The 12,824-nt window shown below is 53.2% G+C and carries 10 protein-coding genes; all 10 read right to left on the bottom strand.

Features of this window, described 5'->3' with window-relative positions; genetic code table 11:
* Positions 1-3: 3 nt before the first annotated feature.
* On the bottom strand, positions 4-1,089 hold the full coding sequence (gene hrcA / locus PsB1_RS09725) for a heat-inducible transcriptional repressor HrcA (RefSeq protein ID WP_284360800.1): 1,086 nt from the start codon (positions 1,087-1,089) through the stop codon (positions 4-6).
* Positions 1,090-1,619: 530 nt separating this feature from the next.
* Entirely contained in the window at positions 1,620-2,528 is a 909-nt protein-coding gene (locus tag PsB1_RS09720) for an aldose epimerase family protein (RefSeq protein ID WP_284360798.1), read from the bottom strand.
* 8 nt (positions 2,529-2,536) lie between these two features.
* Complete coding sequence (gene pyk / locus PsB1_RS09715; RefSeq protein WP_284360795.1) at positions 2,537-3,952, bottom strand: pyruvate kinase; 1,416 nt, start codon at positions 3,950-3,952, stop codon at positions 2,537-2,539.
* Positions 3,949-4,578, bottom strand: a complete 630-nt coding sequence (locus PsB1_RS09710) for a bifunctional 4-hydroxy-2-oxoglutarate aldolase/2-dehydro-3-deoxy-phosphogluconate aldolase (RefSeq protein ID WP_284360793.1) — start codon at positions 4,576-4,578, stop codon at positions 3,949-3,951. The genes pyk and PsB1_RS09710 overlap by 4 nt, the downstream gene beginning before the upstream one ends.
* Positions 4,575-5,567 (bottom strand): glucokinase, encoded by a 993-nt coding sequence (locus PsB1_RS09705; RefSeq protein ID WP_284360790.1) that lies wholly within the window; start codon positions 5,565-5,567, stop codon positions 4,575-4,577. The genes PsB1_RS09710 and PsB1_RS09705 overlap by 4 nt, the downstream gene beginning before the upstream one ends.
* Positions 5,564-7,459 (bottom strand): phosphogluconate dehydratase, encoded by a 1,896-nt coding sequence (gene edd, locus PsB1_RS09700; RefSeq protein ID WP_284360787.1) that lies wholly within the window; start codon positions 7,457-7,459, stop codon positions 5,564-5,566. The genes PsB1_RS09705 and edd overlap by 4 nt, the downstream gene beginning before the upstream one ends.
* A 15-nt stretch (positions 7,460-7,474) precedes the next feature.
* Complete coding sequence (gene pgl, locus PsB1_RS09695; protein ID WP_284360900.1) at positions 7,475-8,182, bottom strand: 6-phosphogluconolactonase; 708 nt, start codon at positions 8,180-8,182, stop codon at positions 7,475-7,477.
* Between the two features lie 5 nt (positions 8,183-8,187).
* On the bottom strand, positions 8,188-9,654 hold the full coding sequence (zwf, locus tag PsB1_RS09690; protein ID WP_284360785.1) for a glucose-6-phosphate dehydrogenase: 1,467 nt from the start codon (positions 9,652-9,654) through the stop codon (positions 8,188-8,190).
* Positions 9,655-9,922: 268 nt separating this feature from the next.
* Positions 9,923-10,924 carry a WD40 repeat domain-containing protein gene (locus PsB1_RS09685; protein ID WP_284360783.1) on the bottom strand — a complete coding sequence of 334 codons (1,002 nt, stop codon included), beginning with the start codon at positions 10,922-10,924 and terminating at the stop codon, positions 9,923-9,925.
* Between the two features lie 64 nt (positions 10,925-10,988).
* Positions 10,989-12,773, bottom strand: a complete 1,785-nt coding sequence (locus tag PsB1_RS09680) for a hypothetical protein (RefSeq protein WP_284360780.1) — start codon at positions 12,771-12,773, stop codon at positions 10,989-10,991.
* Between the last annotated feature and the right edge of the window lie 51 nt (positions 12,774-12,824).

Raw genomic sequence — 12,824 nt, 5'->3', positions numbered from 1 at the left:
CACTCATTTCGTCAAGTTTAAGCCTCGTCGCTCAATTAAGCGGCCTACGACCTTTGCTGTATAATCTACCATTGGTATGACGCGGGCATAATTCAAGCGGGTTGGTCCAATTACACCCAGTGCGCCAAGCACACGTCTTTGACTATCCTTATAAGGGGCGGCGACAAGAGCCGAACCCGACATCGAGAACAAGGGGTTTTCTGCACCAATAAACAATTTAACCGCAGCTGCATCCCGTGCTGCATCGAGTACATGTATCAGATCGCGTTTGCGCTCCAAATCATCAAACAGTATCCGCACCCTCTCTAAATCGCCCACCACTTGGCTATTGGCCAGTAGATTAGCACGCCCACGCACAATTAGTTTTCGACCAGCCATCGGATCGTCGCCTGACCATTCGGCAAAACCTGCTTCAATCAGGCTGGCCGCAACCCCGTCTAGGGTGGCTTGTGCATGACGCGCATCTTCTATGGCCTGCGATAATGCATCGGTTAAGGTGCGGCCTTTCAAACGGAAATTGAGGAAGTTTGTGCTTTCTTGAAGCTGGGATTGGGTCAAACCAACTGGCATTTGGACCAAGCGATTTTCAACTTGCCCATCATCAAAAACCAGCACCACAAGGATTTGTCCTGGACCTACCAGCACAAACTCAACATGTTTGACAGGGCTTTCACGTGTTGGTGTGGTGACAAGCCCTGCCCCGCCTGCCAATCCAGATAACAAAAGCGACGCTTCTGAAAGCGCGCTCGACAGGTCCGATCCCGCAGCCGCGAGCCTAGAATCAATTTCGGCCTTTTCCTCGCTGCCTAAATCGCCAATTTCTAATAGGCCATCCACAAAGAGGCGAAGCCCCGTATGGGTTGGTGTACGACCGGCACTTAGATGAGGTGCATCCAATAAACCAAGCCCGGCCAAATCCGCCATGGTATTGCGGATTGAGGCTGGGGATAGTCCAATGCCGCGCTTAGACAAGGTTCGCGACCCCACCGGCTCACCCGATTCAAGATATGCTTCGACAATGTCGCGAAATATTTCACGGGCACGAGCATCAAGATCTGCGAGGGTCGTCAAATGGGGCGGTGTCTGCATGATCAAAGGTGTTTAGCGCTAAGTCAAGCACGTCGCAATTTTCAATCTTGATAGAATAGGCCTTAAGGGTGTTAGTTTGCAAGTTCTAAATTGGTAATTCAAGCATAAATAAAAGTTTTTCTCTTTTGATAATCCAATCGCCTCACGCAAGCACTGCATACGAAAGGTCGCCAGTTGCCCAGCGACCTTTCCATTGCCAAACCAGTGAAGGGTCCATTCCTTGTGTAAAGGAGACGCTTTATGCACCCACTTCCGACGTGATCCTGATACGTACTTCACTTAGGCGCAGACAATGAGACATAGGATCACCTCCTTTCAGTTGCTATTGGGACCCCTATAGCGCCCTAATTTTAGGCAAAAGTCTAGTGCGTTTATGTGTGTTAGCCATATTCTTATTGGTCGCGCCCTCCAAAGCGTTAGGACTTCACCCGTGTTTGCAGCTCATCTCACCATGCCTTAGGATTTGATCTAATCTTTCACGTGCTTTTTTCGATCAGTTACTTAAGTCTGTTAACCCGATCCATGGTGGTCTAAGTCGTTGGACCCACCTTCATGAATGGCACTATTCTTGTGACAATACTAAGCTTTTGCTGCTCTAACTCTATGACCCCCAATTCTTTTGGGTTGGAAGTGGTGAAGGCCACTGCACGCGCGGTAACAGGCTCAAGACAAAAAAAACCTGCCCTAGGAGGGGTATAAAGTTGCAGCCTTGTGCACGGCGAGGGGGTCTCATCGACCCATAGATTAGCCTCTAAGATCAAGCCGTGACTTGGCCAGTCGATCTGCGCCCTCCCATTCCACCCTTCAAAACAATGGTCCAGATCAAGCTCTGTAACTTTGACCGATCGATACAACTGGTCGATCGCGGGTGGGCGAGCTGTGTGGCTGGGTAACGCCTCACCAGTGGTTTCCCACAAGCTTTCGGCACAAATCTGAAGTGTGGCTGCATCGGATACAAAATAAGGGTGTGGCCCCAAAGAGGCAGGGAATGGGCGTGGGTCCAAACTTTCCACACTAAGTGTCAACTCGAACGCATCGGGCAACAGATGAAACAGCTGACGGGTTATAAATGCCCAAGGCCAAGAGATATCGCCAAAATGATGCAATTCAATCTCAAGAAAACTGTCGCTGTGCGCTAGTACGCGCCAAGGGTTACGCCAGCCAATGCCGTGCAAGGGATGTGACCCGCCCGCCATATTGGGGGGTATGGCCGTCCTAACGCCCCCCCAAGTGAAGACGCCATCGACAATTCGGCTGACATAAGGGGTCATCGGGAAGCAGGACAGGCCAAGCGGGTCAGCTGATGCAACCGCACCTTCGATTGCAGGTCGCAACAAAGGATAGCCATACCAGCTCAAGCCCGCTATTCCGCCGCCAGCCTCCGGTGCAACTTCAAGTTCAAAGCCATGGGCTGAGAGGCTTATACTATGGACTGTCATGGGTAGGTCTAAGTGGCCCGGGCGATGCGTAATAGATTGGTGCCTCCCTTAGTACCAAAGGGTAAACCCGCAACGATAACAATACGGTCACCTGGCCTTGCCGTCCCAACTTTGGACGACATAGACGCTGCTACGCTTGCCATATCCTCGACATCTTTTGGATCTTTGGTCACCCGCGCCTCTAATCCCCACACAAGGGCCAATTTTCGGGCACTTCGAATGTCTGGCGTGAGCACCAAAACAGGCTGCAAGGGGCGCTCACGTGCGACACGTAAGGCCGTTGTCCCAGTTGCTGTAAAGGCGACAAGGCAGGCAGCTTTAGAGGCATTGGCAGCGGTTCTGGCTGCAGCCGACACGGCATCAGGTACCGCACTTTCTGGATTAGCATGCTCAGCATCCATCAAGCCCGGCCAGCGGGGATCGGCTTCGACCCGTTCGGCAATCCGGCTCATGACGGCAACAGCCTCCAGAGGGAATTGGCCAGCGGCGGTTTCTGCGGAAAGCATGAGTGCATCGGTGCCCTCATAAACCGCATTAGCAACATCGCTGGCTTCGGCGCGGGTTGGAGCCGCCGCAGCAATCATACTTTCGAGCATTTGGGTGGCAACGATGGTGGGAACGCCACGTTCGCGCGCCATACGTAGGATCATCTTTTGCGCCACTGGAACATCTTCTGGGGCCAACTCTACCCCTAAATCCCCGCGTGCCACCATCACGCCATCACAATAATCAAGGATTGCTGCTAAGCTGTCTAAAGCAGCGGGCTTTTCAATCTTGGCGAGACATGCAGCTTTCCCATTCACCAATTTTCGTAGCTCTGCCATGTCCTCTGGCCTCTGAACGAAAGAAAGCGCGACCCAATCGACACCCAAGTTCAGAGCAAACAATAGGTCTTTGCGGTCCTTTGGCGTCATTGCCGAAATCGGCAAAACCGCAGTTGGGACATTAACGCCTTTGCGGTCGGAAACTGGGCCAGGCTGAACGACTTCAGTTTTTGCCCAATCATCCCCATGCTCAACCACACGCAGACGCACGCGCCCATCATCAATCAACAAATCGTCTCCGACTTTAAGGGCGGCGAAAATCTCTGGATGTGGCATGCACGCCCGGTTGATGTCTCCTGGCGTTGGATCGCGGTCCAAGCGAAAATGCGCACCCTTAACAAGACTCACTTTGCCTTCCGCGAACGTACCCAGCCGCAGCTTTGGCCCCTGCAAGTCCGCCAGAATGCCTATTGGCCGTCCCATGGCTTTTTCGGCGGCGCGCACACTGGCATAGGCTTCTGCATGGTCTTCATGGCTGCCATGGCTGAAATTCATGCGAAATACATCGACCCCGGCTTGGGCTAATGCCAATGTCATATCGGGCGAGCGACTGGCCGGGCCCAAGGTGGCGACGATCCGTGTACGGCGATTGCGGATCATGACTTTGAATATCCAGCAGCCTTGCGGGCATTAGCTTCTATTGAAGGAAAGTCCCGCGCCGCGATCAGTTCAGGTGTCGCGATCCAAGTACCCCCAACTGCAACAACATTTGGTAGGGCGAGATAAGCTTCTATCTTATCGGCCGTCACCCCCCCCGTAGGGCAAAAACGGGCATCAGGCAGGGGACCCGCAAAGGACTTCAGCGCCGCCGCACCACCTGATTGCTCTGCTGGGAAGAATTTCAACACGCCAAATCCCTCTTCCAAACGGCTCATGACTTCTGTGGCTGTGGCAACGCCAACCATGACATTTGCATCGGCTTGAAGGAGTGCGACACGCAATCTTGGGCTTGTTCCTGGCGTAACAATGAAGTCAGCACCTACTTTAAAACAGGCCTCAACATCACCTTCACTCAATACCGTTCCCGCACCAATCAGCAAATCTGGAGCAGCCGCTTTCATCAGGGCGATAGCTTCTAGGGCCACAGGCGTGCGCAGGGTCACTTCCACATTCTTCAAGCCCCCAGCCTGAAGTGCCAATACCAATGATTCAGCAACGGATAAATCATCAATGGTGAGAACTGGGATCAAGGGTGCCGCTCTCAATTGGGTTGCAAAACTTGTCATGATCCATTCCTGTCATTTGTTTTGTTTATCGACTTAGGCGCAAAAAAGGCTGCACCTTCCAAAGCGGCAAAAGGATTGCGGGCACGAAAGACCGGTACACCCTTCAAATAAGAACTCATGGCCCCTTTGTTAAAAAACCGGTCTTTAAAAGCGTTGGTTCGTAAAAATGGCGCTAAAGCTTCTGTCACGCCACCCGCGATTACACATCCACCTAAAGCGCCAGTTGAAAGAATGGCATTGCCAGCAAATGTCGCCAGAGATTGGATTAAAATTTCAACGGCCTCAACGGCACTTGGATCATCGCCTGCAATGGCAGAGGGCCCGATTTCATTCCCACCAGAAATCCGAACAGCACGACCAGTTAAGGCCGCTATGGTTGTGTATAAGTGATCCAGTCCAGGTCCCGAGACGATGTGTTCAAAACTTACATAGGGTAATTCTTGGGCGATAACAGCTAGAATTTCACGCTCGCGCGGGGAAACTGGGGCATAGGCTTGGTGGCCACCTTCTGTGGACAAAACCTGCCAATCATCATGGCTCGGCACCAAAAGCGCCATACCAAGGCCGGTCCCTGGTCCTAGAACTACCATAGGTGCATCCGGCCGCGCGTTACCCTCGATCAAGACCTCAAAGGCATCGGGCGCATTGATCGCTACCGCGCGGGCCTGGGCGGCAAAATCATTCACCAAGGTCACGCTTTCAAAGCCAAAGCGCGACTTTGTGCTTGAAGCAGAAACAACCCAATCTGAATTGGTTAGATGCACTTCATCGGCACCTGTTGGGCCTGCTAAGGCAAAAACGGCTGCAGCGGGTAATGTGCGCCCTTCATTCTTCCAGGCCTCAATCGCATGATTAAAGGTGGGAAAGGATAAAACCGGTAGGCGCGCGACCTCCAAAAGCTCCACCTGATTGTACCCTTTAAGGCGTGCAATCGCTAAGCGCGCATTGGTGCCGCCTACATCGCCTACAAGAATATCTCTATGACTCATGCGTCAGCCTCAGCGGCTTGCGCGCTTTGATCTTGAACCGGTTCATGTGGAGGATCATCAGGATCCATATCGCCAAAGGGCAAAGCCCCTGCTTCGGCATGGCTCACTCCATCACGAAATACAGAAAATAGCTCCCGGCCAAAGCCGCGGTTGACGCCAGAAACAACAGTGGTATCCAAGGGGCGCTTTTGCCAGATAGCTTCAGGCACAAGCGCATCCAAGATCCCATGCTCTGCATCGACCCGAATAAGGTCACCGTTTTGAATTTTTCCAATTAAGCCACCTGCTTTGGCTTCAGGGCTGACATGAATAGCGGCCAATACCTTGCCTGAGGCCCCAGACATCCGCCCATCTGTAACCAAGGCGACTTTAAACCCTCGATCCAGGATCACTCCCAAAGGTGGGGTTAGCTTATGTAGTTCTGGCATGCCGGTAGCGCGTGGTCCTTGCCCACGCACAACCACCACGACATCGCGGTCCAATTCCCCCGCATTAAAGGCTTTGTGGAGGCTGGCTTGGTCCTTAAACACCCGTGCTGGGGCTTCTACTACGCGGTGCTCTGGTTTTACAGCTGAGACTTTGACACAAGCCCGACCCAAATTGCCTTTGAGTACCCGTAATCCACCATCGGATGAAAATGGCTTTTCGATTGACGCTATCACGGCATCATCTCCGGTAGTGGTTGGGGCGTCACGCCATTTTAGACCAGCGTCGGATAAATACGGCTCTTGGGTATAGGCTGTTAGACCGCCTTTCCCAGCAATCGTGATGACATCGCCATGCACAAGCCCCGCGTCCAACAGGACACGGATCAGATAGCCCATGCCACCGGCAGCATGGAAATGATTCACGTCGGCAACCCCATTGGGATAAACCTTACAAAGAAGGGGGGTCACGGAAGAAATATCATTGAAATCGTCCCAATCCACAATCAGGCCGGCCGCCCGCGCGATGGCTGGAATATGGATCATTTGATTGGTCGATCCCCCGGTTGCGCACAGGCCAACAATGGCATTGACTATGCTGCGCGCATCCACGACATGCCCAATGGGTGTGTAGTGATCTGTGAGTTGCGTGATCTGACTGGCGCGAAGCGCACTATTTTCCACCAAGGCCGTGCGCAAAGGCGTATTGGGGTTGATGAAGGCTGAGCCCGGCACATGCAGGCCCATAATCTCCATCAGCATCTGGTTTGAATTGGCGGTGCCGTAAAACGTACAAGTGCCCGGGCTATGATAGCTTTGGGATTCGGCCTCCAACAAAGCATCGCGCCCGACTTTGCCTTCGGCAAATAACTGGCGAATACGGGCTTTTTCTGGGTTTGGTAAGCCAGACGGCATAGGTCCTGCTGGGCAGAAAATCGATGGGAGCCAACCGTGACGCAAGGCGCCGATCAAGAGGCCTGGAACAATCTTATCGCACACACCCAGATAAATGACCGCATCAAACGTATCATGCGACAAGGCAATCGCCGTGCTCATCGCAATGGTGTCGCGCGAAAACAGCGACAATTCCATGCCTTCAAAGCCTTGGGTAATGCCGTCGCACATGGCTGGCACCCCACCGGCAACTTGGGCGGTGGCGCCAAACTTTCTAGCGGCCTTTTTGATGATTTCAGGATAGGTAGCTAAAGGCTGATGCGCGGAGAGCATATCATTATAGGCGGTCACAATGCCAATATTGGCCCATCGGCCTGATTTGAGCATTTCCTTGTCTTGTAACGGACAAGCCGCAAAGCCATGCGCCTGATTGGCAGCAGCCAAACGGGCCCGCGCTGGGTCGCCTGATCGGCGGGTTTCAATCAGGTCCAAATAACGCTGTCTTCGGGCTTTCGAACGCGCTTGGATACGGGCGGTAACCTGGGCGATGGTGGGATGAAGCGGCGCAGACATCGTTATTTCTTTCAATCAGTTCGCCCAAAGGGCCACAAAATGGTTTCCACCCGCTTCAATTGCTGCGCGAATGGGCGCGATAGCAATCGGCGCATGCAGGGCACGGGTTAGAATTTGCTTTTTTTCGGCCCCAAAGATTAGCAACATAACCAGGTGCGCTTCGGCAACAACCGGTAGCGTTATGGTCATGCGGTCAAAATAAGGGGCGGCAATGGGGGCGGGGCTTGCATCTACCCCTAAAACAGTCGCTTGGGCTTTTGGATCAAGGCACCTTTGTAAATCTGGCGATTTAGGAAACCACGATGCACTATGCCCATCAGGTCCCATACCTAAAACTACAGCATCAAACGGACGTAGCGACGCATAGGGTGGATCTAGCATACCTTCAGATTCTCGTGCCGTCTTCGTTGCCCGCTTCATACCAAAAATCGTAACCCCTGTAGCTGCCTCAAAAGCGCGTAAAAGCATAGCTTGATTGGAGCCAGGATCACTCAACTCAACCCACCGGTCATCGACTAAGGCAATATCGACATGTGACCAATCCAAATCCATGCCCGCAAAAAGTCGATAGGCAGGCTCAGGGCTTGATCCCCCCGATAAAGCGATCCGTGCCCGCCTACCTTGCTCATGGGATAGCATAACACTTGCCGCCAAGGCATCCGCCAGCGCTTCATTGGCTTCTTGGCGGCTTTCAAAAGCAAACAGCGGGAAGGGCAAGGCCATGTCTGTCACACAAGGCTGCGCCAATGACGACCATCGCGGTCCAAAAGCAAAGCTGCTTGTAACGGCCCGTCACTTCCAGATGCATAGTGGTGTGGACTGGCATCTGACGCTTCCCAAGCGCCAATCACTTGATCTACCCAAGCCCAAGCCGATTCCACTTCATCTTTGCGCATAAAGAGCGAAAGATTGCCGCGCACCACATCCATCAACAGGCGCTCATAGGCATCAGGATAACGCAAAGTGAATGCCGTGTCATAGGAAAGATCAAGCGGCACAGATTTGACACGCAACCCACCCGGGCCCGGTTCCTTGATTTGCAACCACATCTCCATGCCTTCATCAGGTTGAAGACGCATTACCAATTGGTTGGGTGAGGCATCCTTGCCAAACAGGCTGTGGGGCGGCGGGCGGAATGTCACCACAATCTCTGAGCGCCTGGAAGGCAAACGCTTACCGGTGCGCAAATAAAACGGCACCCCAGCCCAACGCCAATTGGCAATCTCAACCTTAAGCGCCACATAGGTTTCCGTTGAACTGGTGCGCCCAGGCCCTAAATCATCAAAATAGGCTTTAACTGCTTCACCATCCACTAAGCCTGCTTTATACTGACCCCGCACAGTATGGCTTTCAATATCTTTAGGGCCGATCGGCACAAGCGCTTGAAGTACTTTGATTTTCTCTGTCCGTATCGCATCGGCATCCACGGAATTGGGTGGCTCCATGGCGACCAGACATAAGAGTTGCAGCAAGTGGTTTTGCACCATATCGCGCATCGCGCCTGATTTGTCATAATAATCGCCACGGCTGCCGACCCCAATCGTTTCAGCGACCGTGATTTGGACGTGATCGATCGATGCCCGCGACCAAACCGGCTCGAACAAAGCATTAGCAAAGCGTAACACCAATAGATTTTGAACTGTCTCTTTACCCAGATAATGATCAATTCGATAGACACGATCCTCTGAGAACACATCCGCCACCGCATCATTAATGGCTTTCGCGGAAGCAAGATCGCGGCCCAATGGCTTTTCAAGGACAACCCGTGACGCCGCTGAAACCAAACCCGCTTCGCGTAGACGGGCACAAATCCCACCAAAAACCGATGGTGGCGTTGATAGATAAAACACCCGAACCTTATCTTCGCCGCCCGCTAAGGCTTGCACCAATAGAGGCCAAGCGTCATCCGCTTTGGTTGCATCAAGTGCTACATAATCAATCAAACCTAAAAAAGCCTGATAAGTAGGATCGGTTGGATCACCCTTGGCTAAGGTCGCAAAGCCCTCACTGACAGAGGCACGAAATGCATCGCGTGTAAAGCCCTGACGCGCAACGCCTACGATCCGACTGTCTCTTGGGATTTGGCCATCCTTAAAACGGTGAAACAGCGATGGGAATAGTTTGCGCATCGCAAGATCGCCCGATGCCCCAAAAACAACCAGATCAAAACTCGGTACGGGGACGAATTCAGCCATCTAAGCGCTCCAACAGAATAAGAAGAATAGTCGTGTTTGGCAGAAAATACAGCGCCATATCAGCGCTTATCCATGACCCAAAAGTGTGGTGTCTTTATCGGTTTGGGCCTATGGCGCCCCGAAGTGTGCAAACAATTACCTTAAAGGCCCAAGGTGCGCCTTCCCTTTGGGCAATAAGTCGAACAGCTTATAGGCCAGTGCAAGAACTTATGGCATATATACAATGTGTTTTCTCCAGGAAACAAACCTCATGCAGTTTGACCTATAGCTAAGTAAGCCATAGGTGCCCATGGGCACCATCCTCGGTGACCCAGCCAAATTGCTTGCCAGATGGATGGAGCGCGAGCGAAATCACCCCGCGCCGCAGTTTCCTTGGATCATCGACCAATTCCCGACGAGGTCTGGTGCCACAAAGATGCTTAAACTGGCCAGAAAACAAATCCACTTGATCCACGCCCCCATCCGACCACCCGACAAGGGCTTGATGGCCAATGCCTACCACCGCTGTGACCAGTCCCAATCTTGGCCGGTAAACGCCGGCTTGTTGTCCCATAGGACCACGATCGCCCAAAATGGGCCACGCTAAAAGGGCGGGGCCGCCGGAAGTTAGCACTATGCCGCCATCTTCTAGCACATATAGCTGACGCGGTTTGGCAGGATAACCTCCCATTTTAAAGGCTTTGCCGTCTCGCAACCGCCATCCGGCGAGTGCGGGTTCTGACAGCCCCACGAACAAAAATGCATTTTGGACGCTATAGGCCACTGAAATTGGTCCGCCGCCACATGGAATTTCCTGTACCAACTCCTTGGCTCTCGTATCAAACAGGCTGATGCCGCCACTGTGGGCAACCGCAAGCTCGGTTCCTTCTTCATTGAACGCAAAAGCGGTTGGACCTTTAGGTGGTGTCAGGGTCGCCACCTCTCCACCAAGCTCAATCAAGGCAACTTGCTTGCCAACAGCAACGGCAATTCTACCTGTTTCTGGATGAAGCTCGATCGCATCAAGCCATATTCGCGGCGCGTCAAAAATCACCTGTGTATCGCCCTCGCCATCGACCCGTATCACCTTACCATCGTCGCCGCTGGTTAGGATTGCATTGCGTAGCGGGTCACCCGTCATGGCCAGAATACCGCCTTGGTGGGGATAAACCTCTTTCTCACCCAATCTGATCAGGCCATCGCCAAATACAAAGACAGCTTTGTTCTCAATCCAAGCGGCACCAACACCGGGCGCGGTATGACGGGCTGGTCCTTTCAATCGTTTCGACACTTACCCCTCCAAGGGTTCAAAATTATGGGAGCGCGGTCACCAAGTCACTCAGCCATAGGGTAGTTTAGCTGCCTTTGACGATAAAAGCTTGTACGTCAGACCCTTTAGTCTGGGGAATGGGCTCTAACCAGGCTGGTGGCTTGCCAGATCTAAGGGCGGCCATCAGGCCATCGGGTGCTTCGCGCGATAAAATGTTATTCTCTGCTGAACGCGCACAAATCGCAACATAATCAATTCCCATGGCGCGCACTTGTCGCCCTGCCGCTACGGGCTTGGCCATAAAGAGGCGATAGGCGGCTAGATTACCAACATTATTGCGGTGGTAAGGGGCCGCGAGAACCCTATGATTGGTGGTCAGCAACAAACGCGCGCCCATATCAATCGGGGCTAGAACCAGCCCAGGCTTCGCATTGCTAAGGGCCATAAAGGCGCGCTGCGTATAACAGCCCGCACCCCCGCCGGTTTTAACCCGCGTACTCTTTGGCTCGTAAAGTTCACCAATCTTAGCACCAACAAAGCCCGGGATAATTGGGTTGAGCACCAATGCAACCAGTAAGGCCTGTTTGAGTTTGGCGTGGCTGATGAGTTTGCCAATCAAAGCGGCCGACATGATGCCCGACGCCGTCATCGCGAGCCCTGCGGTTCGGCTCTGCCAAAACAAGGCTAAGGCGGTTGCAACAAAGAGGGTCAAGGCGGCCAAGACCCACCGATCCCGCTCTAACCCTTTTGCCCAGATAAGCGCTGCAATACTTGCGAGAGAGGCCAAGCATGGGAAGAGCGCAAATGCAAAGCTGATACTATGTTTGGCGCGGATCAAGGGTGCCGTTTCGGCCACATTATGGAGCCAAAGCCTCGTCAATAAAGGGTCAATCTGCGCATAAGGCGGCACAATCAGCTCAGGAAAAAAGTAAAGCCCGCCACCGACGATTCCACCAATGAGCGCTAGCAACACCCACCGCTTCGTCAAGCCAGACCTTGGCAAAAGGGTCACAAGCGCCAGCAGGCTACCTCCGACAAAACCAAGGACGACGTGCCCGCGGCCTATCGCGTCATTGATGGGGGCCGACCACGCGGTCACGGGAACTGTCGCCACGAAAGCAATCGCCAAAGTGATAGCAAGGCCTAAGCCAAACCAGCGCGTCTCTTTCGCCACATCCTGCCCACGCAGTCCCCACCGTACGGTCACCCATGCAATCAGTACCAATTGCAGCGGCAGGGCTTCAAGCCCAACTGCAATGCCAAGCGCGATTGCTATGCCGCATAAAGCGGCCATGCGATGGCTACCCGCGAACAGACTCCAAAGTGCGGTTGCGACAAAGATCAGCTGGAGGCCATGATGATCGACCCGCCCGGGTTGAAAATAGAAGATGGCTGCGGAGCCACAGCTGATCAAAAGTATCGCAGGGATCAGCGCCTTTTGCCCACCAAGGGCCATGGCTGCGCGCGTCGCGATGATCAGATAAACCACACCCAGCCAAACGGGCGTCAAAAAGACCGCTATCTTCTCGCCGAGGGTGGGACCGACGAACGCTTGGGCTACCACCATGGTAGCGGCAAGGGGCAAATCGGCAATACGGGACCAATGGATATTACTGACCGGATGGGCTGTTAAGCGATGTTGGGACACGTCAAACCAAGCCTGCCCCGCCAGCCAGTCACGCACTTGGAGGATGCGCATCGCATCATCATTATCTACGAGGTTCCAAACCGAAACCTTGGCCCAATAGGGTGGCAAAAAATGAAAAGCCGCTAAGGCAAAGCCACCAACCAAAATAAGACGCAGCAAAAGCTCAACCCTCATTGGATTTAGGGTAGGATACTTTGGATTGGCTGGGCTGTTCGCGGACATCGAATTTGATTACCAAGGATTTGGATAAATTTCATGCAATGGCGTGCAGGG

The sequence above is a fragment of the Candidatus Phycosocius spiralis genome (genome assembly GCF_030158815.1).
GTDB lineage: Bacteria > Pseudomonadota > Alphaproteobacteria > Caulobacterales > Aquidulcibacteraceae > Aquidulcibacter > Aquidulcibacter spiralis.
The sequence above is the reverse complement of the archived record's forward strand: the minus strand, read 5'-3'. Positions and strand labels throughout refer to the sequence as shown.